Annotated in this window: 25 protein-coding genes; 14 read left to right on the forward strand and 11 right to left on the reverse strand. The window is 64.9% G+C overall.

Annotated elements, in window-relative coordinates; genetic code table 11:
• Positions 1-5 precede the first annotated feature (5 nt).
• Positions 6-1418: an arylsulfatase gene (locus tag PX52LOC_RS03975; protein WP_149108871.1), complete on the reverse strand. Its 1413-nt coding sequence runs from the start codon at positions 1416-1418 to the stop codon at positions 6-8.
• Between the two features lie 21 nt (positions 1419-1439).
• Between PX52LOC_RS03975 and PX52LOC_RS03980 the strand changes: the two genes are divergently transcribed.
• Positions 1440-3041, forward strand: coding sequence for a sulfatase family protein (locus PX52LOC_RS03980; protein WP_149108872.1), 1602 nt, complete (start codon positions 1440-1442; stop codon positions 3039-3041).
• Positions 3042-3203: 162 nt separating this feature from the next.
• Here PX52LOC_RS03980 and PX52LOC_RS03985 read toward each other — a convergent pair whose 3' ends face one another.
• Together PX52LOC_RS03985 and PX52LOC_RS03990 are read right to left on the reverse strand one after the other, a co-directional pair.
• Positions 3204-3884 (reverse strand): FHA domain-containing protein, encoded by a 681-nt coding sequence (locus PX52LOC_RS03985; protein WP_149108873.1) that lies wholly within the window; start codon positions 3882-3884, stop codon positions 3204-3206.
• A gap of 285 nt (positions 3885-4169) precedes the next feature.
• On the reverse strand, positions 4170-5633 hold the full coding sequence (locus tag PX52LOC_RS03990; protein WP_149108874.1) for a BBP7 family outer membrane beta-barrel protein: 1464 nt from the start codon (positions 5631-5633) through the stop codon (positions 4170-4172).
• Positions 5634-6045: 412 nt separating this feature from the next.
• On the opposite strand from PX52LOC_RS03990, the gene PX52LOC_RS03995 reads away from it, so the two are divergent.
• Genes PX52LOC_RS03995 through PX52LOC_RS43690 form a run of 3 tightly spaced genes read left to right on the forward strand, consistent with a single transcriptional unit; the run spans position 6046 to position 7839 of the window.
• Positions 6046-6954, forward strand: coding sequence for a sugar phosphate isomerase/epimerase family protein (locus tag PX52LOC_RS03995; RefSeq protein WP_149108875.1), 909 nt, complete (start codon positions 6046-6048; stop codon positions 6952-6954).
• Positions 6955-6966: 12 nt separating this feature from the next.
• The gene (locus PX52LOC_RS04000; protein ID WP_149108876.1) at positions 6967-7443 is read left to right on the forward strand and encodes a hypothetical protein; all 477 of its coding nucleotides are present in this window, start codon (positions 6967-6969) and stop codon (positions 7441-7443) included.
• Positions 7444-7452: 9 nt separating this feature from the next.
• Positions 7453-7839: a type II toxin-antitoxin system PemK/MazF family toxin gene (locus PX52LOC_RS43690; RefSeq protein WP_149108877.1), complete on the forward strand. Its 387-nt coding sequence runs from the start codon at positions 7453-7455 to the stop codon at positions 7837-7839.
• A 2-nt stretch (positions 7840-7841) separates the two neighbouring features.
• On the opposite strand, the gene PX52LOC_RS04010 is transcribed toward PX52LOC_RS43690, so the two are convergent.
• Positions 7842-9236, reverse strand: coding sequence for a metalloprotease (locus PX52LOC_RS04010; RefSeq protein WP_149108878.1), 1395 nt, complete (start codon positions 9234-9236; stop codon positions 7842-7844).
• Positions 9237-9426: 190 nt separating this feature from the next.
• On the opposite strand from PX52LOC_RS04010, the gene rpmG reads away from it, so the two are divergent.
• The 6 genes from rpmG (at position 9427) to PX52LOC_RS04040 (ending at position 17009) form a co-directional block, all read left to right on the forward strand.
• Complete coding sequence (gene rpmG / locus PX52LOC_RS04015) at positions 9427-9597, forward strand: 50S ribosomal protein L33 (protein ID WP_149108879.1); 171 nt, start codon at positions 9427-9429, stop codon at positions 9595-9597.
• 135 nt (positions 9598-9732) lie between these two features.
• On the forward strand, positions 9733-10782 hold the full coding sequence (locus PX52LOC_RS04020; protein WP_149108880.1) for a KpsF/GutQ family sugar-phosphate isomerase: 1050 nt from the start codon (positions 9733-9735) through the stop codon (positions 10780-10782).
• Between the two features lie 153 nt (positions 10783-10935).
• Positions 10936-11478, forward strand: a complete 543-nt coding sequence (locus tag PX52LOC_RS04025) for a KdsC family phosphatase (RefSeq protein WP_149108881.1) — start codon at positions 10936-10938, stop codon at positions 11476-11478.
• 19 nt (positions 11479-11497) lie between these two features.
• Entirely contained in the window at positions 11498-15082 is a 3585-nt protein-coding gene (locus PX52LOC_RS04030) for a hypothetical protein (RefSeq protein ID WP_149108882.1), read from the forward strand.
• A gap of 158 nt (positions 15083-15240) precedes the next feature.
• Positions 15241-16311 (forward strand): magnesium/cobalt transporter CorA, encoded by a 1071-nt coding sequence (gene corA / locus PX52LOC_RS04035; RefSeq protein ID WP_149108883.1) that lies wholly within the window; start codon positions 15241-15243, stop codon positions 16309-16311.
• Between the two features lie 353 nt (positions 16312-16664).
• Positions 16665-17009, forward strand: coding sequence for a hypothetical protein (locus PX52LOC_RS04040; RefSeq protein ID WP_246173648.1), 345 nt, complete (start codon positions 16665-16667; stop codon positions 17007-17009).
• 7 nt (positions 17010-17016) lie between these two features.
• Here PX52LOC_RS04040 and PX52LOC_RS04045 read toward each other — a convergent pair whose 3' ends face one another.
• The 3 genes from PX52LOC_RS04045 to pgi all read right to left on the reverse strand — a co-directional run bounded on the left by PX52LOC_RS04045 (position 17017) and on the right by pgi (position 19441).
• Positions 17017-17475 carry a type II toxin-antitoxin system VapC family toxin gene (locus PX52LOC_RS04045; protein WP_149108884.1) on the reverse strand — a complete coding sequence of 153 codons (459 nt, stop codon included), beginning with the start codon at positions 17473-17475 and terminating at the stop codon, positions 17017-17019.
• Positions 17472-17744: a hypothetical protein gene (locus PX52LOC_RS04050; protein ID WP_149108885.1), complete on the reverse strand. Its 273-nt coding sequence runs from the start codon at positions 17742-17744 to the stop codon at positions 17472-17474. Before PX52LOC_RS04050 ends, PX52LOC_RS04045 begins: the two co-directional genes overlap by 4 nt.
• 71 nt (positions 17745-17815) lie before the next feature.
• A complete protein-coding gene (gene pgi, locus PX52LOC_RS04055; protein ID WP_149108886.1) occupies positions 17816-19441 on the reverse strand; it encodes a glucose-6-phosphate isomerase in 1626 nt (541 codons plus the stop codon).
• Between the two features lie 206 nt (positions 19442-19647).
• Here pgi and PX52LOC_RS04060 point away from each other — a divergent pair, with 206 nt between their 5' ends.
• Genes PX52LOC_RS04060 through PX52LOC_RS04070 form a run of 3 tightly spaced genes read left to right on the forward strand, consistent with a single transcriptional unit; the run spans position 19648 to position 22052 of the window.
• On the forward strand, positions 19648-20577 hold the full coding sequence (locus PX52LOC_RS04060) for a DUF1559 domain-containing protein (RefSeq protein WP_149115415.1): 930 nt from the start codon (positions 19648-19650) through the stop codon (positions 20575-20577).
• A 5-nt stretch (positions 20578-20582) separates the two neighbouring features.
• Positions 20583-21548 carry a WD40 repeat domain-containing protein gene (locus PX52LOC_RS04065; protein ID WP_149108887.1) on the forward strand — a complete coding sequence of 322 codons (966 nt, stop codon included), beginning with the start codon at positions 20583-20585 and terminating at the stop codon, positions 21546-21548.
• A gap of 24 nt (positions 21549-21572) precedes the next feature.
• Positions 21573-22052 (forward strand): L-2-amino-thiazoline-4-carboxylic acid hydrolase, encoded by a 480-nt coding sequence (locus tag PX52LOC_RS04070; protein ID WP_149108888.1) that lies wholly within the window; start codon positions 21573-21575, stop codon positions 22050-22052.
• Positions 22053-22090: 38 nt separating this feature from the next.
• Here PX52LOC_RS04070 and PX52LOC_RS04075 read toward each other — a convergent pair whose 3' ends face one another.
• Positions 22091-22996 (reverse strand): DUF58 domain-containing protein, encoded by a 906-nt coding sequence (locus PX52LOC_RS04075; RefSeq protein WP_149108889.1) that lies wholly within the window; start codon positions 22994-22996, stop codon positions 22091-22093.
• Between the two features lie 71 nt (positions 22997-23067).
• Here PX52LOC_RS04075 and PX52LOC_RS04080 point away from each other — a divergent pair, with 71 nt between their 5' ends.
• Positions 23068-23580: a hypothetical protein gene (locus tag PX52LOC_RS04080; protein ID WP_246173649.1), complete on the forward strand. Its 513-nt coding sequence runs from the start codon at positions 23068-23070 to the stop codon at positions 23578-23580.
• A gap of 3 nt (positions 23581-23583) precedes the next feature.
• On the opposite strand, the gene PX52LOC_RS04085 is transcribed toward PX52LOC_RS04080, so the two are convergent.
• The 3 genes from PX52LOC_RS04085 to PX52LOC_RS04095 are packed head-to-tail and all read right to left on the reverse strand — an operon-like array spanning position 23584 to position 24579.
• Positions 23584-24042 carry a hypothetical protein gene (locus tag PX52LOC_RS04085; protein ID WP_149108891.1) on the reverse strand — a complete coding sequence of 153 codons (459 nt, stop codon included), beginning with the start codon at positions 24040-24042 and terminating at the stop codon, positions 23584-23586.
• A gap of 13 nt (positions 24043-24055) precedes the next feature.
• Positions 24056-24352, reverse strand: coding sequence for a type II toxin-antitoxin system RelE/ParE family toxin (locus PX52LOC_RS04090; protein ID WP_149108892.1), 297 nt, complete (start codon positions 24350-24352; stop codon positions 24056-24058).
• On the reverse strand, positions 24349-24579 hold the full coding sequence (locus PX52LOC_RS04095; protein ID WP_149108893.1) for an addiction module protein: 231 nt from the start codon (positions 24577-24579) through the stop codon (positions 24349-24351). Before PX52LOC_RS04095 ends, PX52LOC_RS04090 begins: the two co-directional genes overlap by 4 nt.
• Positions 24580-24602: the final 23 nt, after the last annotated feature.

Consider the following 24602-nt stretch of genomic DNA (forward strand, 5'->3'; position numbering starts at 1 on the left):
CGGGGTCACTTCTTCGGCTGTACGATTGGGAACTCCTTCGACTCCGTGCGGGCCGTCTTCAGGTACTCCTCGATCTTCGCCGCCACGGCGGGATTCTCGGCCGCCACGTCCTTCGCCTCGCCGGGGTCGCGGACCACGTCGAACAGTTGCAACTTCGCGCCGGGGGCCGTGCGGATCGCCTTCCAGTTGCCGTGCCGCACCGCCTGCTTCGTGCCGCCCTCGTGGAACTCCCAGTACAGGAACTCGTGAACCTTCTGCTCGCCCTTGCCGGTGATGGCCGGCAGGACCGAGTGCCCGTCGAGGCCGGCCGGAATCGGCTGCCCCGCGATCTCGGCGACGGTCGGCAAGAAGTCCCAGAACGCGATCACGTCGTCGGCCGTGCGGCCCGGCTTCACGACGCCCGGCCACCGCACGATGAACGGCACGCGGATGCCGCCGTCGGCCATCGCCCGCTTGATGCCCCGGAACGGGCCGCTGCTGGCGAAGAACGCCGGGTCGTTGCCACCCTCCTTGTGCGGGCCATTATCGCTGCTGAAAATGACGATGGTGTTCTCGACGAGTTTCAGGTCGGCAAGTTTTTTCAAGATCGTGCCGATGTCACGGTCGAGTCGGGTAATCATCGCCGCCTTGTTCTTCTCCGGCTGCGGCCACGCCTCGTTCGTGTACGGCTCGTCGCTCGGCACCTCGTTGCCGTTCTTGTCGAGCCGCGTTTTCTCGTTGTTGGCGTGCGGAACGATCGTCGTGTAGCAGAGGAAGAACGGCCGCTCCTTGTTCGCGTCGATGAACCCGAGCGCGTCCTTCAGCAGCAGGTCCGGGGCGTAGGTCGTCGGCTTCGCGGCCACGCCCTTCGCCTTCTCGTTCTGCACGTTTGCCGGGATCGGCTCGCGGTACTCGTTGCGGATGAGGTAATCGGGGTAGTAGTTGTGAGCGTGCGTCTGGTTCAGGTAGCCGTAGAAGTGGTCGAAGCCCTTCTTCGTCGGCACGCCGGTCGAGCCTTCCTCGCCGAGTCCCCACTTGCCGACGAGGGCGGTCGCGTAGCCGGCCTTCTTCAAAACTTCCGCCGAGGTCAAGTCCCCGGCCGTCAGGGCCACGTTGCCGCCGGTCGGCCCGCCGCCGTTGCCACGGACGCGACAGTGGCCGGTGTGCAGGCCGGTCATGAGGGCACATCGCGACGGGGCGCACACGGTGTCCCCCGCGTAAGCCTGGGTGAACTTCACGCCGTCGGCCGCGAGTTGGTCGAGGACCGGCGTGCGAATTTTCTTCTGGCCGTAGGGGCCGATGTCGCCGTAGCCGAGGTCGTCGGCGAGGATGAACACGACGTTCGGCTTCCGCGGTTCGGCCATCGCGATCGGCACGAAGATCGCCAACCCCGCCACCGCGGCGAGTTGATACAGTAACCCGCGGACACGTTCGCCCATCGTCCCCTCCCCGTGTGAATCATGTTGCTCCGACTGTCCCTTACGCTTGCCTTCACGTTGCTGTCGCTCGCCGGCGCGACCGCGGACGCCCCGCGGTTCAACGTCCTCTTTATCTTCGCCGACGACTGGGGGCGGTACGCCTCCGCCCACGCGAAGCACGAATCGCGGCCGACGGCGAACAGCGTGGTGAAGACGCCGAACATCGACGCCGTCGCGGCCCGCGGCACGCTGTTTCGGAACGCCTTTGTGCCCGCGCCGTCGTGTACGCCGTGCCGGAGTTCGCTACTGACGGGGCGGTACTTCTTTACTACGGGTCGGGCCGCCATCCTTCAGGGGGCGATCTGGGACGGCAGCCTCCCCGCGTCGCCGCTGCTGTTGAAGGAAGCCGGGTACACCATCGGCAAGACCGGCAAGGTCTGGGGTCCCGGCACGCCGGCCGACGCCCCCATCGGCGGGCAGAAGTACGCCTACCAGAAGGCCGGGATGAAGTTCAACAACTTCTCCGAGAACGTGACCGCCGCCGTTGGCAAGGGCACGCCGCTGGAGAAGGCCCGCGACGAACTGCTGGGGCAAGTGCGGGGCAACTTCGCCGACTTCCTGACGGCCCGCGAGAAGGGGAAGCCGTTCTTCTACCTGTTCGGCCCGACGACGACGCACCGCACCTGGATCAAGGGATCGGGCAAGGCTCTCTGGGGCATCGACCCGGACTCGCTGAAGGGCAAACTGCCGGCCCAACTGCCCGACGTGCCGGAGGTGCGCGAGGACTTCGCCGACTACCTCGGCGAAGTGCAGGCGTTCGATTCCTACGTCGGCGTGCTGATGAAACAACTCGACGAGTCCGGCGAGCGCGACCGGACGCTGGTCGTCATCTCCGGCGACCACGGCGGCCCCGGTTTCCCCGGCGGCAAGTGCAACCTCTACGACTTCGGCGTCGGCGTCTCGCTCGTGACCGCGTGGCCCGGCGGGAAGGGCGGCCGTGTGGTCGACGACTTCGTGAGCCTCATGGACCTGACGCCGACGTTCCTCGAAGTCGGCGGCGTGAAAGTGCCCGACGGCGTGCAGGGCCGGAGTTTGGTGGACGTGCTGAAGTCCGAGAAGTCCGGTCAGATCGACTCGACGCGAACGTGGGTCGTCACCGGCCGCGAGCGGCACGTCGAATCGGCCCGCGCGGGGAACCTGCCGTACCCGCACCGGGCGTTGCGGACGGCGGACTATCTTTACGTCCGCAACTTCGCCCCGGACCGCACGCCGATGGGCGACGCGAACGGCGTGACTGCGACCGCCGCCCCGGACGCGAAGACGCTGGAGACGAACACGCGGGCCGCGTTCGCCGACCTGGACGCCGGGCCGACGAAGGCGTGGCTGATCCTGAACCGCAACGACCCGAAGGGGAAGTCGTACTACGACGCCGCCTTCGGCAAGCGGCCAGCCGAGGAACTCTACGACTGCCGCACCGACCCGGATCAGGTGAAGAACGTGGCCGGCGACCCGAAGTACGCGAAAGCGAAGGAGGAGATGGCCGGGCGGCTGATGAAGGTGCTGAAGGACGCGGGCGACCCGCGGGTCGTGGACGCCGAGTGTCGATTCGACAAACCGCCGTTCACGGACCTGCCGGCGAAGTAGCCGCAGGCTTCAGCCTGCGAAAATCTTCCACCCGCGGAAGGCTTGGCCTCGGCACAGTGACCTTCGCCGGCGGAGGTCGTCCGCAGGCTGAAGCCTGCGGCTACAAAACGAAACGGGCCGGGAATGAATCCCCGGCCCGTTCGCGTGTTCTGTCTTCCCCGCTTACCGCAACTCCGGCTCCGCGATCATGCGGACGTAACGGGCAAGAAGCATCTGCACGGCCTGGACGGTCTGCCACTCGTTGAACCCGAGTTTAACTTCCGTGCCGTCCTCGTTGGCGTCGATGTTCTCGACCGCCGAAGTCAGGCCCTGGTGCATGTAGTCGAGGATTTCTGCGAGGCGGGCCGCCTGAGCACCGGTCAATTTCTGCGGCAGCGGCGGGATGTCCTCGTCGCGGGCGCTCCACTCGCCGTTGCCCTTGTCGGTCCGCTGGGTCACGTCGATCATGTTCCGGCCGCCGAGCGATTTGGCCAACTCGTCGAGCCGTAGCGTGGCCGCGTTGCCGGCCGCCGGCAGACCGGCGGCAGAGCCGCGGCGGGCGGCGATTTCTTCCATCGTGCCGAATAGTAGCATCGACCGACCGACCGAAACCTGGTCGCCCGGCCGCAGGCGGCGGATCTGGACCGTCGTACCGTTGACACGGGTGCCGTTGGTGCTTTCGAGGTCGGTGATGATCACGTCGCCGTCCTCGTACTGGACTTTGGCGTGATAGCGGCTGATTCGCTCGTCGTTCAGGCGAAGGCCGTTACCCTCTTCGCGGCCGATCGTGCACGGAATCGGGAGGTCGCGGAAGACGCGGCCCTTGTCAACGCCTTCTAGAACCAGAAAAGTGACCGTTCTCATGCGAAATCCTATTGGTCGCCCCGGCCGACGAAACATCCCAAGAGACTAAGCCTTCTCGCTCTTACTGGTATAGCACGCTTTGAACTGCGAAAAGGCGGCGGGTGTCTGATTTGGGAATCCAGGTTTCCCCATTATTTCACCGTTCGCGTCACAGTGTCAACTTTATCTTCTCACGGAGAAGAAAATATTCCCGAATTCCTTCGCGGACCAGGGGACCCCGTCCGGAATGAAAAAACCCCGGCAGCGTGCCGCTGCCGGGGTCGAGCGTGCCGGATTCTCCCCGGCTTAATACTTGAGGATCATCGAGAACGTCACCCCTTGCGCCCAGAAGTCGGTCTGGGGGAACGTGCGGGCGGCGAGCGGCACCACCGTGCCCGTGCCGAAGTTCTGGCTCGTCGGCAGAATCGCCGAGTTCACGGTGTTGCTGATGACGTTGCCCGGCCGCAGCACGTGGTTCACTTGCAGGTAGCTGTAGCCGATGGCCGTCGTGAACCACGAGGTCCAGTTGTAGCCGAGGTTCGTGCCGACATCCGACAGCACGGCGAACTCGTCGTGCCGCGTCCGGCCGATGTTCTGGGCGTTGGCGTACAGGCCGCCGATCCCTTGGGCGAACAGGTTACGTTGCGTGTCCAACAGGTTCGAGCGGCCGTCGATGTCGAGCGTCTCGTTCATCACACCGAGGGCGATCTTGGCCTTCAGGCCGAAATTCCACCGGCCGCAGGTGGCCGTGGCGTTGATCCCGAACTGGCCGCCGTAGAATCGGTTGAACACGTCGAAGCTGTCCGACACGCCGACGACCGCGGGCGAGAAGATGGCCGCCCCGTTGAACCGCGGCTGACCGTTGCCGATGATCGTGGAGGCCGAGTCGATCCGCAGGTCTTCGTGGATTTCCATGAACCGGAAGCCCGCGATGCCGTTGACGTTGATCTTGCACCCGTCGTCCGGGCAACTGCGGTACAGGTTCGTCAGCAGGCTGGCTTCGCCGCCGTAGATTTCGTTCCGCGTGACGACCGAGACGCTGCCGCTGGCCAGCCCTTGTTGGGCGACGGTCAACACGGCCGGGTTACCGGTCGCCGCGTCGATGAACGGCCGGGCGAGAACCGGGATGCCGTTCGTGTCGGACGCGGCATAGTAGGCGTTCGACTTCCGCTCCAGCAACATGCCGCCGAGTTCGATCCCGATGCGGCGGTCGGCGTCTCGGAAGTACCCGCCGGTGATGTTGAACCCGGAGAACACGTTGTACCCGAGGTCCGACTGGCTGAAGAGCAGCGTCGTCGTCGGGCGGCCGGCGATGCCCGCGTCTTGCGGGGCGCTGGTGCTGACGAACGGCACGTTCGCCGGTTGAGCCTTCACGAAGAAGAGCAAGAACTGGCTGTCGAGGTAGAAGCAGTTCGCCCGCGATTGTGCGGCTGCACCGCCCGACTGGGCGAAGGCCCCTTCCCACGCCTGCTGGCCGTGCAGGCCCGGCGGATACATCGGCCCGCCGGCCCCCGGGTCGCCGCCGGGATAGCCACCGCCCGGGTAGCCGCCCATTTCCGGCCCGCCCGGCCCCATCGGCCCGAAGGAGCCGACCGGCGGCGGTATGATTTCACCCACTTGCGGCCCGCCGGCGGGTTGAAACCCACCGTCGTAGCCGGGCACCGGGCCGAGCGCCGTGGGCGGCGGCACCGGGGTTTGTGGCGATTGCGCGAACACGGCACCGGCCCCCACCGTGAACGCCGCGATTGTCCCCAGCACACGTTTCCGCATGGCACGCTCCTGAACTGCCCACCCGTACCGGGTCGGGGCGGTCGTTGATATGGTCCGCCGGCTCTCCCCCGAGCCGACCGCGGGCCACTCACGCCTGTGACCTGCACTGGCGGCACCCAACGGTAGCCACCGCCCGCGCGAACGGATTGCTTCTCTAGCCGACATGATCGGCACGACCGGTCCGGTAACATGAGGGATGTTCGGCAAAGTTTGTGCGAACGACACAATCGGCGGATCGGTAGGAATTGCCGAACCTGCCAAAACTGCCGCGTCCGGAGGATTCCACGCCGCGCGAACGAGAGCGAAATTTCCACCCTCGCCCGCGCGGCCGGCGGGTATCCGTATCCCCCCGCCCCCGAGTTCGTAAAACACTCTCACCCCTCCTCTGTCTTTGATCCCCATCGGGTGTCGTATGCAACTCGGCTTCGTGAGTGCCATCCTGAGCGACCTGTCGCTGGAAGACGTGTTGAAGTTCGCCTCCGACGAAGGCTTCCAGTGCGTGGAATTGATGTGCTGGCCGGTGAGCAAGGCCGAGCGGCGGTACGCGGGGGTCACCCACGTCGACGTGACGAACTTCACGCCGGAACAAGGGCAGCGGGTGAAGGATTTGGCCGCGAAGCACGGCGTTAGCATCTCCAGCCTCGGGTATTACCCGAACCCGCTCGACCCGGACCCGGCCCACCGCGAGTTGGTCATCGGGCACTTGAGGAAGGTGATCGCCGCCGCCCCGCTCGTCGGCACCAAGATCGTCAACACGTTCATCGGCCGCGACTGGCACCAGACGATCGAGGACAACTTCAACATGATCGCCCGCGTCTGGCCGGGCATCCTCGACGCGGCGAAGGCGGCCGGCGTGACCATCGGCATCGAGCACTGCCCGATGCTGTTCAGCAACGACGAGTGGCCGGGCGGCAAGAACGTAGCCATCAGCCCGGCCGTGTGGCGGCGGCTGTTCCAGGCGTTCCCGACGGCCCCGATCGGGTTGAACTTCGACCCGTCGCACCTGATCTGGCAGTTCATCGACGCCGGCCGGGCGTTACGGGAGTTCGGCCGGAAGATCGTCCACGTTCACGCGAAGGACGAGCGGATCAACCCGGACAAGCTCTACGAAGGCGGCGTGATGGGCCTCGGCTGGCACACGCCAAAGTTGCCCGGTCTCGGCGACGTGAAGTGGCCGGAGTTCTTCTCGTCCCTGACCGACACGGGGTACAATGGGGCGGTGTGTATCGAGGTGGAGGACCGCGCCTTCGACCGCGACTTCGCCGACCGCCGGCGGGCGCTCCGGCAGAGCAAGAAGTTCTTGGAACAGTTCGTGGCGTGAGAGGGGGCGGGGATGGTTAACGAGATGCTGGAACGGTTAACAGGTCACGATCGTTATCGACCTCTCCACCCGGCGTTCTCTCAGCAAGGCTTGCGCCACGGCCTCATCTGGTCTAGTGCATGGGGGCGCTGGGCTGCGACGTGTAAAGCCGCCGCCGTCGCCGATCGCGTCGAGGAATTACACGCCGTCCGCGAGCAATACCTGCGCGTGTTACAAGCCTATACGCACTTTTTGAAGGCTCTGTTGGTTCTCGAGCCCGACGCCCACGACGACTTCCCGGAACGAAGCCGGTTACAATCCTGTCTCGATGAGCTTGCGGCTTTACACGCCAAGTTGTCCGCACGATGGGTCACACTCGACGACCTCTACGCCATCACCGCCGAATACCTCTCACCGACCGCCGCCGAAGCCGTACAACTCGCAGCCCATTCCCCGCCACCGCAAGCGTGGTACGACGAGGATGCTGACCCCTTTTCACCGGTCGACTGAGGTCGAGTCGTGTCATCTCCCCTTCAGCAAGGCCGGATCGTTTGGGTCACCACTCGGGACCCGAACGGCGTGAACGAGAAGAAACGACCCGCAGTCATCCTCACGCCAACGGGCGAAATTCAGACAGACAGAACTGTTTTGCTCGCGGCGATCAGTTCTGCAAACGTCGCGTCGGAAGAGGCTATCGTTCGGTTGACCTGGAACCGCGAGGGCACGACAAGTACCTGCTTACGGCGAGCGTGCCACGTGGTCTGTTCGTGGCTGGTCTATGCCCCGGTCGCCGCAGTGGAGAGCACGTCCGGTGTGGTCAATCCACGAGAACTGGTCGCGATTTTGGCGAAGGTCTATGCCCTGAGCCCGCCATCGGATGCACCCAGAGATCAGACATCGAGATGATTTCACTTCTCGACGATCGGCCGCAACTTCGTCAGGTAGTTCACGCCCTTCGGTGATAGGAGATCGACCCGCTCCAGCGTTTCGAAGGCGTCTTCGCGGATTACGGGGTCGGCGGCCCGCCAGCAGTTGAGGCACGCGGTCCACTCGGGTTCGCGGCCCTCCGCGTCGGTCGCCGCCTGAAAGGCAACCAAGAGCGGGCGGACCGCCTCTTCCCGGGACAGTTCGGCCTGCGCGACGGGCGTGACCGTTGCGGCGGCCAGTGCCCACGCGAACAGGTACAGGCTGAGTAGGACCGCTGCCACCCGCGGCGACGGCAGTCGCATCGCGGCTTGCCCGTGCAGGTCGCGCATGACCACGGCCAGACGAGTCGGGTCGTAGTTGTTCGCCAGGGCCAGAGCCACGCCGAAGAGTTCTCGCAGCATGTCGTTCGGCACGTCGGCCAGGTGATCGGGCATCGACGAGAAGTGGCCGCCCAGCACCTTGCGGGACCGCGCCTGCCGGTGGGTGAGCGGCGTCGCCAACAGCGTGAACGTGGCGATCAGGCCGAGGACGACCTTCGCGATCACCGTTTCCACCCAGATCATGAGCACGACGAGCATCGCGATGGTGAACGCCCGGAAGACCGTCCCCGCCCACGGCCGGCGACTGAGGAACAGTGCGTCCAGCACCCGTCCGCCGTCCAGTGGCACCACCGGCAACAGGTTGAAGGCGTTGAGGATCAACAGCATTCGGATCAACTCGAACAGGGCGTGTTCGACCGGCGGCCGGAACGCGAAGTACAACCCCGCCGCGGCCACTAACCCCGGCAGCGGCCCCATCAGGTACGTGACGGCCCGCTTCCACCCGGCCGCGGTTTCGGGGCGACGGGGGCCGACCGTGCCGAAGAACGGGACGATGAACATCTTCACGTCGCGGTAGCCGAAGTACCGCATTGCGAGGAAGTGGCCGAGTTCGTGGAGGAACACGACGCCGACCGCCATGCCGATCCACCGCACGCTTTCCCACAGGAACGATAGCAGGAACAGCACCAGCGCCACGGCCAGCAGTTGAAAGATTCGCCGACTCTCGCCCGGCGACGGCGCGGGAAGGGGTCGCAGCAGTTCGGCCTTGGTCTGTTGGAAGAGGATTTCGAACTCGATCTCGCCGCGCAACTGCGAGTCGAGCAGAGCCACCGGTCCGCGGACGGGAGCCGTCGGGTTCACCCGCAACGGCGTCGGCGTGTCCTCGTGGTCTTCGTTTTCGTCGGCGGCGTCCTCGTTCGGTTCCGACCACGGGATGTCGTTATCGTCATCGTCCGACAGCCCCGGTTCTTTGGGCGCGTTCGGGTCGTCGGCCCACGGGTCGAAGTTGGGGTCGTCGGGGTCGAACGGTCTGTCCGGCGGCGGCGGGGTCTTCACGACGGCTCTCGGCGGGAACGCTGGGCGGGTTCGCCTCTCTACGTTTTACCCGCTCCCGCCACTCGCGGGCAATTTTTTGTGAATCTGCGTTTCCGGCTCGACCCGTGGCCACGCACCGGGCGGCCGATATAGTGACTGTTCGCGTCCGGGGCGAATTCTCCCGGGAGACACCCTCTAACCGGAGGCCGACATGGCCAAGGGCAAAGAAGCTCGGCACATCATCAAGCTCGTGAGCAGCGAGAGCAACCACTGTTACTTCACCGAGAAGAACAAGAACAACACGAAGGACCGCATCCAACTGCGGAAGTTCGACCCGGTCGTGCGGAAGCACGTCATGTACAAGGAAGCCGGCAAGCTGTAACAGTTTCGCCGCGTCGCAGAGTCTTCTGAGTGGAGCGCGGGTGTCTCACCCGCGCTCCACTCGTTTTTGCGGTTGCACGTCGTTCACCCGGCGGGGTATACCCCACTCGGACCCGTCTCCGCACAAGGATGTGCCATGACCGCGGTGGCCCGGACCATTCCGCTCGACTCCCTCGCGTTCGCCCGGCAGATTCTCTTCGCCGAGTCGGACGCCCTGCGCGTTGTCGCGGACCGCATCGGCGAGAACTTCGAGCAAGTCATCGACGTGTTGGCGAACTGTCGCGGCCGAGTCGCCGTTGTCGGCGTCGGCAAGTCGGCGGACGTCGGCCAGAAGCTCGTCGGCACGTTCAACTCCACCGGCACCCGCGCGTACACCCTTGATGCCACGAAGGCGGCCCACGGCGACCTCGGCATGGTCGCCCCGGAAGACGTGGTCGTGCTGTTCTCGCACAGCGGCGAGAGCGAGGAAATCGTCCGCCTGCTCGGTCCACTGCGGCAGTTCGCGAGTGCGATCATCGCCGTCACCGGAAACCCGAACGGCACGCTCGCGAAGGCGGCCGACGCCCGCATCGTTTACGGCCCGATCACGGAAGCCTGCCCGAACCAACTCGCCCCGAGTACCAGCACCACGGTGATGATCGCCCTCGGCGACGCGATCGCGTTCACCCTGAGCGAGAAGCGGAGCTTCTCGGCCGACGACTTCGCGAAGTTCCACCCGGCCGGCAGCCTCGGCCGCAAGTTGGCGACGGCCGAAGCGTTCATGCGGCACGGCGACGAACTCCGCATCGCGGCGACGACCGACACGGTGCGGAGCGTCTTCGCGAAGGTCCGACACACCGGCCGCCGCACCGGGGCGATCATGCTCGTCGAAGCCGACGGCAAACTCGCCGGCCTGTTCACCGATTCCGACTTGGCCCGCCTGTTCGAGAACAACGACGACACCGCGTTCAACGGCCCCATCGCGGCCGTCATGACCCGCACGCCGATCACGATCCGCCCGACCGCGAAAGTGAGAGAGGCCGTCGATCTGATGCGGTCACGGAAGGTCAGTGAACTGCCCGTCGTCGATGGCGACGGCCGCCCGGTCGGCATGATCGACATTACCGATCTGATTGGCCAGGAACCGCCAACACCGGCGAGCGGAGTTCGCCCGGCGTTACGATTGGTGAAGCCGGCGGCCGAGTAAAGTGGGGAGATACGACGGATGTGGAAGCGGTATCAACGGCGAGCGTCCCGGCGTAAGCGGGACGTGTCAGTTTGCACGCAGACATGTCCCGCTTACGCCGGGACGCTCGCCGTTGCGACGGCAACCGCTGGTTGACACAAGGAAGGTCCGCAGTTGCCCCGCTTCTCCCCCACTGAGTTAGCCGGCCGTGCGAAGCAGATTTCGCTGCTCGTTCTCGACGTAGACGGCGTGCTGACGGACGGCCGCATCGTGTACGCCGACGGCGGGTCGGAACTGAAGCAGTTCCACGTCCGCGACGGGTCGGGCTTGAAGTTCTGGCGCGAGTCGGGTAATCGGGCCGCGATTATCTCCGGGCGGGCGTCGTCGGCCGTTGATCGGCGGGCGAAAGAACTCGGCGTTGGCCCGGTGATTCAGGGAAGCTCGGATAAATCGGCGGCCCTGGACGAAGTGTTGAAAACCCTGGGCGTGTGGCCGCAACAGGTGTGTGCCATCGGCGACGATCTGCCGGACTTGCCGATGCTGCGGCGGTGCGGCCTCGCGGTAACGGTGGCCGACGCCTGCCGGGAAGTGCGGGCCGCGGCCGATTACGTGACGCAGTTGCCGGGCGGTCACGGGGCCGTGCGGGAAGCCATCGAGTGGCTGCTGACCCTGAAGGGGCAGTGGGGCGACGTGGTGAAGCAGTACACCGAGAAGTGAAACGCGAGGACGGTGATTCGTGTGGACGCCGCGCCGGATTCTGATGCTCGTCATCGGCCTGTTCGCCTTCGGGACGGCCTACACCGGCTACGCGCAAATCTTCGGGGCCATCGACGGCCTGCCGAACCTGCCGGCCAAGTACCTCGACGCCGTTGACACCCCAGCCCCGCCGATAATCTTCCATGAGTCGCCCACGATTCTGCGCTTGAAGGAAGCCTTCGGCCAGAACTGCGTCGAAATCGAATCGAGTTACCCCACGCGGCTCGAACTGCGGGACGAGGGGATCGTCTTCGCCGCCGGCCGGCCGGACCCGATCGACAACCCGTCACGGTTCGTGCGGCTCGCGCCGTTCAGCATGGCGCAATTCGGCAAGCCGAAGGACGGCGAAGTCACGGAAGTGACGACGATGCACGGCGACGAGGCGATCATCGAACTCGATAAGCCGATCGGAAACGAGCGCGAGATGCTCATCGGCAAGGCGAAGATCATCGGCTTCGAACTGCGGGCCACGCCGAACCCGACCGCCCGCACCGACCCGCGAAACGGCCGCATCCTCATCACGAACAACCAGCAGTCGAACGACCCGAACAAGGCGTTCGTCTTCAAGACGCCCGGCCCGCTGTTCTACCGCACGCAGGACCACCCGGACGTAATCAACAACCCGAACGCGCCGCACATCTGGACGTCCGCCGTCGTCGAGATCGTCAACCGCGAGAACCAACCGCGGCCGATCCGCGGGAGCGGACTGCCGTCGGTGCCGCTGAACGCCGACGACGTGCTGAACGGCAACATCCTCGCGGACATGGCCCTCGGCCACCACACGCCGCCGCCGACCATCACGGCCGAGGGGATGAAGATTTACCTGAAGCCGCGGAACCCGGCCGAGGTGAAACCCGGTGCGAAGTCGGCCGGGTTTGCCGGCATCCGCGAGTTGGTGCTGAACGAGAACGTCGAGTTCAACCTGTGGGGCGACGGCCAATCGAGCTTCTTCGGCGACAGCCAGCCGAAGCCACCAGCCGCGAAGGGCAAGCCCGACGCGAACGGCGGCGACCCTACCCTCGGCCTGACGGCCCTCGGCGGCGGCATCATCGACGGTATGGCGGCCGCCCAGCGGTTGAAGGAAAAGTCGCTCGTCCGCATCCGCACGCTCGGGGCGTTCTACTACGATTGGGGCAAGAACACCGCCCGGTTCGAAGTCTCGCCGCAGGCCAACCCGCTGCTCCCGAACAACGTCGAGGTCACACGCCTGTCGCCGCTCGGCGGCCGCGATCACCTCGTCTGTCAACTCCTCGAAATCGAGTTCAACGGCCCGATCTCGCGGACGCCGAACGCCCCGCCGAAGGACGGCACGAAGCCGCCGTCGAGTCAGTTCAAGAACTTGCGGGCAACCGGCCACAGCGTTTACCTCTCCGCCGAGACGGAAGGCTTGCAGGCGTTCGGCACGGCACTCATTCACGAAACGGAACCGGAGAAGAGGCTGACGCGGTCCACCCTCCGCGGGTCGCCGCTCGTGGCCGTGCGGCAGGGGAACCGCCTCGTGACCGGGGCCGCCGCCACGCAGACATCGCCCGCCGTTGTCGGACAGTTGGTGATGGAGTCGATCGAGCCGCCGCCGAACACGAAACAACAGAAGACCAGCCGCGTCGAAGTCCGCGGCGTGGGCAAAGTCGATCTGTTCGACGAGGTGACGAAAACGAACACCATGACGGCGAGCTGGAAGGAATCGCTCACGCAACTGAAGGACAAGGTCGGCGAGAAGGAGTGCGACCTGCTCGTGTTCGTCGGCGACGGTCGGTTCACCGACCCGAAGACCGGGTTCGACCTGAAGGCCGACACGCTGAAGCTCTGGCTGGAAGCCGGGCAGTCCGGCTCGAAGGGCGGCGAGCCGTCGAGCATGGAGTCGGCCAAGCCGGCCCGCGTCCAGGGCATCGGCCACGTCGAAGGCCACTCGGAAGACACGATCATCAAGGACACCGACCGCTTCAATGCCTTCTTCCAGGACGTGGCGAAGCCGATTCAACAAGAACAAGCCTCCACTACCACGCCGGCCCCCGCACCCGCGGCGGCCGTGCCGCCGCCGGCCTTACCGACCGCCTCACCGTTCCTGGAGCCGGTCGTTACGGTGACAGTCGTGAAGCCCAAGCCAAAGCCGATGGAACTATCAGCCCGTCAGATCGAGGTGCGCATCGCCCGGTCGCCGATGCCTGTGAAGCCGAACACGAAGGAGAAGCCCGGCGTCCGGTACGAGATCGACACTGCCCGGTGCGAGGGCCGTGTGGTCGCGCACCAGGACGCCGCCGAGGCGAACAAGCCGGACGCCCTGCACATCGTCGGCGAGACGCTGAACATCGACCACCTGCCGGCCGGCCACGCGATGAAGGTGTTCGGCACGGACGAGAAGCTCGCGTTCGTGCAGTTCGAGGACACGACCATCACCGGCCCGGACGTGGACATCAACCAGCCGAACAACACCGTTACTGTGAAGGGCCGCGGCCAACTGCGAATGCCGAGTTCGACCGACCTCGCCGGCACGCCGCTGAACGAAAAGTCCGAGATGCAGATCGACTGGCAGCGGGGGATGACCTTCAAGGGCGAACTCCGCTCGGCCGAGTTCATCGGGCAGGTTCAGGCCGTGCAACTGCCGCCGGAACGGAAGCCGAACACCGCCGCGAAGGTCGCCATCAGCGCCGCCCCGTGGCAGCGGTCCTACGTGATCTGCCACCGCCTGTCGGTGCAGTTCGACCGGCCGATCTACTTCAATCAGATGAAGCGGACCGAGAACGCCCCGGCGGCCCGCACCGCGGACAAGGACAAGAAGGACGAGGCGAAGATCGAGCGCGTCCTCTGCGAACCGCAGCCCGAGGAAGACGGCGGCGGGAACGCGGCTCGCCCGGCGAACTACGTCTACTTCGCCGACGAGACGATCGACCGCAAGACCGGCAAGCACGTGAAGGCCCAGCGGATCACGGCGAAGTTCCTCGACGTGCAGGTACAGGACACCCGCACCGTCATCAACGCCACCGGCCCCGGCGAGACGCGAACGCTGCAACTCGGCTCGAAGGACGCGCAGCCGCAACCCGCCGGGACGCCGCCCCCGCCGCCGAACCAGAAGAAGGAAGAGGAGATGAAGCTCACCGTCGTGCGGTTCGCCGAGCGGCTGGTGATCGAGGACAAGAAGCAGATCTTCCAGAAGGCAGTTTTCACCAGCAACATCCGCGTCTTCCACATCCCGACGCTGGAACTCGACCTGGACGTGCCGGAACACCTCACGCCGCCGCGGTCGCTAGTGCTGAAGTGCACCGATACCCTGACCACGACCGTCTACCAGAACGCTTCCGGCACGGAGGACCGCCGCACGATGGAAGCCGTGGGCGACGCCCGCGTGCGGACCGACGACTACGACGGCGTCGGCCACATCGTGAAGTACGACGGCAACCTCATCACGCTGGAAGCCTACGGCGACGGCCAGGCGACGATCTACCAACGCAAGGGCACCGGCGTCGGCCGCGAGAAGAACTACAAGAGCGGCAACCCGCTGATCTACAATCTCAAGACCGGCCAGATCAGCGGCAACGAAAGCTCCGGCGGCACATTCTCGAAGTGAGCGTTCTTCTGATACCCTGAGTGGGCGAGAGGGGAAGGCGTCTTCACCGCGCCCGCTCAGGGTAGTAATCACGTGCGATCTCCTATCCATCTCTCCTCTTTTCCTTATCTCTGTTCTCTGTCTGTCTCCATCCGCCGCCCGCACCGGGTTTCGCGCCCATGATCCGCGTCTACCGCTGGGACCCTTCGACCAAGACGGGCTTTTGCCAGGAACGCCCCGACCTGCCCGCGTCGGCGGCCGACGTAACCGGCGACGCCGTCGTCTGGATTGACTTGGAGAACCCGACGCCGGAGGAAGAGGCCCAAGTCTTTGAGGCCTTCCTGAAAATCCACCCGCTGACCCTCGACGACGTGACGCGGCCGCGGCGATTGCCTGAGCAAGGGGCACACTTGCCGAAGGTCGAGGAGTTCCCGAACTACCTCTTCGTGGTCGTCAACCCGCTGCCGTGGGAGGTCTGCGACCCGAAACACGACGTGCCGCCGGAGTTCGAGGAGACGATGCAGCCGGGGATGCCGAAGAAGCACAGCCCGCGCGTCGGCTGGAAGCGACCACAACTCAGCGGCGTCCTCACGCACAACGTCCTCATCACGCACCACTACGACGAACTGCTGTGCGTGAAGACCGTCGGCGACTACGTCCACCGCCGCGGGGAGGCCGCCCGCCGCGGCCCGGACTTCCTGTTCCACCTGATCCTCGACGAGATGGTGGACGAGTATGCCCCCGTCGTGGAACGGTTCGGTGAACGCCTCGACAAACTCGAAATCCGCCTCTTCTCGAAGCCGAACCGGCACACGCTCACGCACCTGTTACGGCTCAAGCGGCAGGTGATCTCCCTGCGCAAGACGCTGATCTTGGAGCGAGAGGTATTGGCCCGCCTCGTCCGCGGCGAGTTCGAGTTGGTGCAGCACGAAGAGATCGCGTACTACCGCAACGTCTACGACCACCTGGTGCGGTACACGGAACTGATCGAGGGCGCCCGCGAAATGGTCAGCGATCTGATGCAAACGCACCTCGCGGCCGCGTCGAACCGGCTGAACGAGATCATGAAGGTGCTGACGATGATCTCGACGATCGGCCTCTTCTGCACGCTGATCGCGGGCATCTACGGCATGAACTTCGAACACATGCCGGAACTGAAGTGGGAGTACGGCTACTACTACGCCCTCGGCCTGATGGCCGCCGTTGCCGCCGCGACCCTCGGCTTCTTCCGCTGGCGGAAGTGGATATGACGGAGGCGGGATGGAAGTCCTGCCATAGTCCGGTTCCAATGCTGCAATTCCTGGAGCAGACAAATCGCGTATCCAAACGAAGAGTCCGATTATTGGGTTGCGGGTGTTGTCGCGCCGTATGGGAACATTTCACCGACGAACGGAGCCACCGGGCCGTGGAGGTCGTCGAAAAGTACGCCGACGGATTCGCTTCCGAGCAAGACATGGAGGAAGCCCAACGACAGTCCTCGATCGCTCGTGACTTGGCGGTTGGTTCTCTGAGTACGGCCCCTCGTGCCCATCGCTCGCGGCGAGGGCGGATTAGTTCGTGGGCGGCCTATGCCATCACGAACGTGCCGCCTGCAGATTTTGACATGCCTCGTTTCATAGTTACGGATGTGATCGAGGCCCTGCAAGAACTTGAAGAACTAATCCCCCGCCGAGTCCGAAACTCCCGTCGCCATCAAGCCGCGATCCTCCGTGACATCTTCGGCGACCCCTTCCGCCCCGTTACCTTTGATTCCCACTGGCAGAGCGAGACGGCCGTTTCGCTCGCCCAAGCAATTTACGACGACCGCGCCTTCGACCGGCTGCCGATCCTGGCCGACGCGCTGCAAGACGCGGGGTGCGAGGACGCCGATGTCCTCTCGCACTGCCGCGGCGATGGGCCGCATGTCCGCGGATGCTGGGTCGTCGATCTCGTGCTGGGGAAGAAGTGACTGCGAATCACGGCGTGGGCGGAGGCATTGCGGCAACCGTATGGGGATCGATCACCGTGACGCCGGGGTAACGCGAGAAATCGCTGCCGTTGAGCGTCAAGATTCGGTTGATGCCGTGCGTCTGCATCGCGGCCACGAGCCGCGCGTCGAACGAAACGCGGCCGTGGCAGGCATACGTGACGACGAGCGATTCCCATTCGGCGAAGAGGGTCGGTTGATCCGGGAGGAACGTGAAGAAAGCTTTGAGCGAACTCACCTGAGTCTGGCACTCGGTGATCGAGAGGCCGAGACCGTTGCTGGCCAGCGGCCGCGTTGCCGTTGCCCAGAATTCGTAGATATTTTGAGGAACCAAGGCAAAGTGTTCACCCGCCGCACGAAGGACGGCCAGGGCTGATTTCGCCACCCCATGCGCGGCGTCGGCCGGGGCGACGTAACGAAGAAGAATGTTCGTGTCGAGCAGAATCACAACTGACTCCGCAACCGTTCCTCGTACATGGCTTCACGGCTGTCGTCGAGTTGAAAGCCCGGGGGGTAGCGTGACGCAGTTTGCTCGATCAGGGCGTTGAACTCGTGAAACGCCTTCCACCACGCCTCGCCGGTCAGCGGGAGGAACGGGGGCGTGTCGGGAAGTTGCTCGATGGCAGCCACCACGAGCGCCTCCGGCGTCGTTTTGCGGGCCGCCGCGAGTTGCGCAAGGCGGTTGAACGTCGGTTCGGGGAGCGTGAGCGTCGGCATGTCTTTTCCTCGGGGCGTCTCCATCATACACGACCCCGCCCGGATCGGACGGGGTGCGTACTGACGTATCGTCACCCCCGGCTCGCCCGGTAGCGGCGGATCAGCGCGTTCGTTGAGCTATCGTGGTGCAGCCCCGACTCGTCCTTCGCTTGCAGTTCCGGCAGAATCTTCTGGGCCAGCACCTTGCCCAACTCGACGCCCCATTGGTCGAACGAGCCGATGTTCCAGATCGCCCCCTGCGTGAAGACGATGTGCTCGTACAGGGCCACCAGCTTCCCCACTGCCTTCGCGTCGAGTTTCTCCAGCAGGATCGTGTTCGACGGACGATTGCCGGGGAACGTGCGGTGCGGCACCAGCCAGTCGGGGTGGCCTTCCGCCTTCACCGCTTCCGCCGTCTTGCCGAAGGCGAGGGCTTCCGATTGTGCGAACAGGTTCGCCATGAGGATGTCGTGGTGGGCGCCGAGCGGGTTGAGCGTCTTCAGGAAGCCGATGAAGTCGCACGGGATCAGCCGCGTGCCCTGGTGGATGAGCTGGTAGAACGAGTGCTGGCCGTTCGTCCCCGGCTCGCCCCAGTAGATCGCGCCGGTCGCGTAATCGACCTCGGCGCCGTCGAGCGTGACCCGCTTGCCGTTGCTCTCCATCGTCAGTTGTTGCAGGTATGCCGGGAACCGCTTCAGGTACTGGTCGTAGGGCAAGATCGCGACCGTTTCCGCCCCGAAGAAGTCGATATACCAGACGCTGAGTAGGCCCATCAACACGGGCAGGTTCTGCTCGAACGGGGCCGTGCGGAAGTTCTCGTCCATCTCGTGGAAGCCGGCGAGCATTTCGCGGAACCCGTCCGGCCCCACGGCGAGCATCGTGGACAGGCCGATGGCCGAGTCCATGCTGTACCGGCCGCCGACCCAGTCCCAGAAGCCGAACATGTTGGCCGTGTCGATGCCGAACTTGCTCACCGCGGCGGCGTTCGTACTGACGGCGACGAAGTGCTTGGCGATCGCCCCGGGGTCGGTCAGCTTCGACAGCACCCAGTCGCGGGCGGTGTTGGCGTTCGTCATCGTCTCCAGCGTGGTGAACGTTTTCGACGAGATGATGAACAGCGTCTCGGCCGGGTCGAGGCCGTGCGTCGCCTCGGCGAAGTCGGTGCCGTCGATGTTCGAGACGAACTTGAACTGAATGACCCGCGTCGCGGAGTTCCGCAGGGCCTCGTAGGCCATCACCGGGCCGAGGTCGGAGCCGCCGATGCCGACGTTGACGATCGTCTTGATCCGCAGGCCGGTGTACCCCAGCCACGCGCCGGACCGCACCTTGTCGCAGAACGCGCTCATGCGGTCGAGCGTCTCGTGGACGGCCGGCACCACGTTCTCGCCGTCCACCGTGACGACCGCACCCTTCGGCGCGCGGAGGGCGGTGTGCAACACGGCCCGGTTCTCGGTCTTGTTGATCTTCTGCCCGCTGAACATCGCGCCGATCTTGCCCTTCAGATCGCACGCCGTCGCGAGGTCCAGCAACAGTTTCACGGTCTCGTCGGTGACGCGGTTCTTCGAATAGTCGAGGAAGATGCCGGCGGCTTCGAGTGTCATCCGCTCGCCCCGCTTCCCGTCGGCGGCGAACAGGTCGCGCATGTGCTGACCGCGGACGTTGTCCGCGTGCGACTTCAAGGCGGTCCAACTCGGCAGGCTGGTGAGGGTCGTCGGCATTGGCGTCTCCGCGGCAAGGGTGAAGTGGCTGAGGAAGAGGATACCAAAAGTCCCGTCGCGGGGGAGAAAGAACCGGCCGAAGTAACATTTCCGGACCGCCGACGGTAGGAGGCAGACCGCACATAGCATTTCGCGAATTTTGTTGCGAACACTCGACCAAGGTTATACGTTGAAATACCATCACCGCCTTCGCCGAGGGTTCCCGCATGTGGCTTCGCTCTCACCGCCGGACAACCGGCTTCACGCTGATTGAATTGCTGGTCGTCATCGCGATCATTGCCATCCTCATCGGCCTACTATTGCCCGCCGTGCAGAAAGTCCGAGAGGCAGCCGCACGCCTGAAGTGCGAGAACAACATGAAGCAGATCGGCACGGCCTTCCACAACTTTCACAGCACGTTCGAGCGTTTCCCCTGCGGCTTCAATGCGACCGCCATCAGCACCGACAGCGAGAGCCTCGGGCCGGGGTGGGGGTGGGGGGCGATCATCCTGCCGCAACTGGAGCAGGACAACGTCGCCAAACAGATCAACTACGCGCTGCCGATCGAAGACCCGTACCACGCTAGCGTTCGTGTTCAGACGCTGAACGTGTACCGCTGCCCGTCCGATTCGCCGCCGGCGGACAAGTTCACGGTGAGCAACGGTAGTTCCGCTATCTGCGACGTGGCGTTCGCGAACTACGTCGGCGTCGGCGGCACCTTCGAGGTCAGCGGCTTCCCGGACACCAACACCGGCCTGCTCATCCGCGACAAGACGCTGAAAAATAAGGGCTTTCGCGTCACCGACATCACCGACGGGTCGAGCAACACGATGCTGGTGACGGAACGCCAGAGCAAGCACGGCCCGCAGACGACGTGGGTCGGGGCCGTCACCGGCACCCTGGTCCCGCCGCTGAACCCGGCCTTCGAGGAAGAGGAATCGCACATCCTCTGCACCACGAACACCGGCGTTGCCGCCGACGGCCGCACGCCGAATAACGTCCTCGGCCACGTCGAGGACGCGGCGAGCTTTCACACCGGCGGCGTGAACGTCCTCTTCGCCGACGGCAGCGTGAGGTTCGTCCGCAGCACGGTTCCGGCGATCACCTGGGAAGCCCTCGGCACGCGGGCCGGCGGCGAAACTGTTACCCTGGACTGAGCACGATGCGTTCGAAAACTTCACTCTGGTTGTTGATCCTGTTGCTCGTCGCCGGGATGGCGGCGGGCGGCTACGCCGTCTTCGGTCGAGCCGACCAATCGCTGGCCACGCTGTCCGGCCACGGCACGGTCGTCCGGTGCGTCGCCTGTTCGGCCGACGGGCGACTGATCGCGTCCGCGGCCGACGATGGCAGCATCCTAGTGTGGGACGCGCCAACGCTCAAGAAACTCCGCGAACTGCCCGGCCACGCGAAGGCCATTCACGGCTTGGCGTTCGCGCCGACCGGCAGTTTGCTCGCGTCCGTGTCCGACGACCACGACGTGAAACTCTGGGACGCCGACGCCGGAACGGAGGTAGCGACCTTCCACGACTGCCCGAAGTCCGTCGAGTGTGTGACCTTCTCGCCGGACGGCAAGACGCTGATCGCGGGTGCGGCCGACCGGCTCGTTTACCTGTGGTCGGTCGCGGACAAGAAGCTGTTGCAAACGCTGAAGGGCCACGCCAAGCACGTCCACGCCGTGGCGACCACCCGCGACGGCAAGCTCCTCGCCACCGGCAGCAGCGACGGCACGGTCCGCTTCTGGGACGCGAAGGGCAACCCCGCCGGCAGCGTGAAAGCCGCGGGCGGGCACATCAACGCCCTCGCATTCTCGCCGGACGGCCGGACGCTCTTCGCCGGCGGCAGTGCCACGAAGGTCAAGCTCTGGGACGTGCCCGCGAAGGCGGCAAAACCGGACTGGCCCGGCCCCACGGGAATGGTGATGAGCCTCGCGCTCAGCACCGACGGGGCGAAGCTGGCGACCGTTCACGAAGACGGCTTGGTCCGCGTCTGGGACGCGACCACCGGCAGTATGCTGGCAACCCTGAAGGGCCACCGCGGCACAACCATCGGCGTCACCTTTACCGCCGACGGAAACCGGGTCATCACCGCCGGAGCGGACGGTACACTGAAAGTGTGGACCGCGAGTTGAGGGTTTTCTGTGGCAGAGCAACCCATGAGCATCTTGCAACGGCGGCGAATTGAGGCCCTTTTTGCGAAGGAACTGTTGACGCACCTCGTGCCCGAAGTTGGGGCGGAACGCGCTCGCGAAATCCTCCGTGCGACCACGACGGCGATGGCCTATCAGTTCGGCGAACGCCTTGCGGGGCAAACCGGCACCGACCGGCCGTCACTGGAGCCGTTCCGCCGCATCGCGCTGCCGCTCTGGCAAGAAGACGATGCCCTGACGATCGAGTACCTGGAAGAAGGGCCAGAGCGATTGTCGTTCAACGTGACGCGCTGCCGGTACGCCGAACTGTACCGTGAACTCGGCGTGCCGGAACTCGGCGAACTGCTCTCCTGCACCCGCGACGGCGAACTCGGCCGCGGCTTCAACGACCACATCCGACTCACCCGCACGCAAACGATCATGCAAGGGGCGACACACTGCGACTTCCGGTTCCAACTGGAACCCGGAGCGGAAGCGACGGGGTGAGTGGCGTCCACCCCGTCGCTTCCGCTCCGGGTTCCACGTCACGAGAACCGCCGTGTCCGCTGGATGAGGTACTCCAGCAGCGCCTTGTCGAAACCGACGCTCGTGTCCATCGGCACGTAATCGACATTCGCGAGGCCGCACTCCCGCTTCCACATCTCCTGGAACTCGCCGAGGCTTTGCAGGTAGTCATCGCGGATGCCGCGGGCGTCGATGTCCTTCACGACGGCCCCAGTCTCCGGGTCTTCGAAGTCGTTCAGCCCGGTGAACGGGAACTTCACTTCGGCCTCGTCAAGGATGTGGAAGAGGATGATCTCGTGCCCCGCGTGCCGAAGGCGGTAGAGGTTCATCAGTACGCCTTCCGGGTCGGTCAGCAGATCGCTGAAGACCATCAGCAAGCACTTCCCGCGAATCAGCCCGGCAAGCTGGAACAGCCCGTTGGCGATGTCCGTCGGCCCCGTCGGGTGCAGGTTCGCCAGGACGCTAAGCATCGTACCGAGTTGGCTGCGCTTACTCTTCGGCGGCAGCACGGTCTGAATCTTCTCGTCGAACGTGACCAACCCGACCGGGTCTTGCTGGTGGATCATCAGGTACGCGAGGGCCGCGGCGAGGCAGATGCCGTACTCGAACTTGGTGAGTTCCTGCCGGTAGGTGTAGCCCATCGACTTCGACAGGTCCATGACGAGGTAGCCCGTCATGTTCGTCTCGGCTCGGAACTTCTTGGTGTAGTACCGGCCGGTCTTGGCGTAGACCTTCCAGTCCATGTCCTTGATGTCGTCGCCGGGCGTGTACTTGCGGTGCTCGGAGAACTCGACGCTGAACCCCTGAAAGGGCGACGAGTGCAGCCCCGTGAGGAACCCCTCGACGATGAACTTGGCCCGCAGGTCGAGCCGGGCGACCTGGCGAATGACTTCGGGGCGGAGGTACTTCTCGGCGGTGCTGCTCATACCGTCACTATATCCGCGGGTATATTAGGAGCATGGACACACCCGCGATTCTCTCCGGCTGGGAGCGAAGCATGGCCGCCGCCGCAGATGTGCGGGACCGCCTTCGCCGAGCGACGGCCGCCCTGTGTGCCCACGTTATCCCGCACGCCGTCGTTGGCGAATGTGCTGTGGCAGAATGGGTCGAGTGGGTTGATCCGACAGCCGTGCGAAACACGCAGACGGTGCAAGTTCTGCTGGACCGCACCGACCTGCCAGCGGCGAAGGTCGCGATGGAATCCGCCGGACTCATCGTCTCCTTCGACGGGGTAGATGCGAAGAACCGCGGTGCTGTTCATGTTCTCTTCGCGGGCGAGAAAGTTCGCCCCGAACACCTTCTGCCGGCCCCCGGTTTGAACGAATCGCAAGCCGGCCTGTTGTCGATCGATCCCCTCGTGCGGATGAAGCTCACGTCGTTCCTTCGCGGCGACCGTGTGGACGTGCGAGACTTGATCGATGCGGGCCTGATCGACGCGACGTGGCCCGCGAAGTTCCCGCCGGAACTGGCGGCGCGGTTGCAAGAGTTGCTCGACACGCCGGACGGGTGATCGTTAATATTCCTGTACCAGCAGCGTGCCGTCGGTTGCGAACCAGCCCTTGCCGTCGATCTGGTAGACGCCACCCGTGCCGGCCGCGAGGAACTGCACGACGGCCTGCACAGTCGCGTCGAGCCGCGATTCGTCGGCGTGGTCGATCGGCTTCCGGAGCGTGACGAGTTGCTTCGTGTTGATGACGTGCTCCATCAGCTTCACGTTGTTCGGGCTGTGCGTCATCGTCTCCAACTCGGCGGCGAAGGTGTTCAACATGTCGCGCAGGTCGTCTTCCTCGGTGAGATAGCGTTCGAGCAAGATCGGCGTGCCGCCGCCGGGCAGGAGTAATTCGCCACGGGTCCAGCCGAGGTCGTCACCGCGGAAGTGCGGCTCAACGCCGATGCCGAGCGCGTGCAGATTCTCGGCCAACGCCGCGGGCGAGGGCGAGTCGAGGGAATGGCCGAAGATGCGGTGCCACATGGGAGAGGACTCGTTAGCGGCGGCCCTGCCAAACGCTCGGATCGCGGCTGGTGTGGAAGACGGAGACGATCGCCACTTCCTTCGGCTCGGCGAGGTAGTATACGCAGTAAGGGAATTGCGGAACGACCGCCTTGCGGACGTCTTTGTACACGATGGCGTGCAACTTTGGGCTGACCGAGATGCGGCGAAACACGCCCTCCACTTCGGCTACGAAGTCGTCACCCAAACCGAGTCGTTGATTCTCGAAGAAGTCGTAGCCTTCCTGCAACTCATCTTCTGCTTCCGCCCATAGAACGACGGGAAGGCTCATGACCTTCTCCGAGCCAAGAGCGACGCCTTGACTTGCTCCCACGGCCGAGCCGCGGCCGGATTCGCGCGGTACGCCGCGATGCGGCGGTCGAGTTCCGACTTCAGTTCCTCACTCATTTCCGGTTCGACCGAATCCGCGGCGATACTGTCGAGGATGGCCTGGACCACGCCGATGCGTTGGGCCACCGGCAGTTCGAGGATCGGCGTCAGGTCGATGGTCGTGATCATACAGCCTCCTGGTCAGAACAAGC

The sequence above is a fragment of the Limnoglobus roseus genome, assembly GCF_008254045.1.
Lineage (GTDB): Bacteria > Planctomycetota > Planctomycetia > Gemmatales > Gemmataceae > Limnoglobus > Limnoglobus roseus.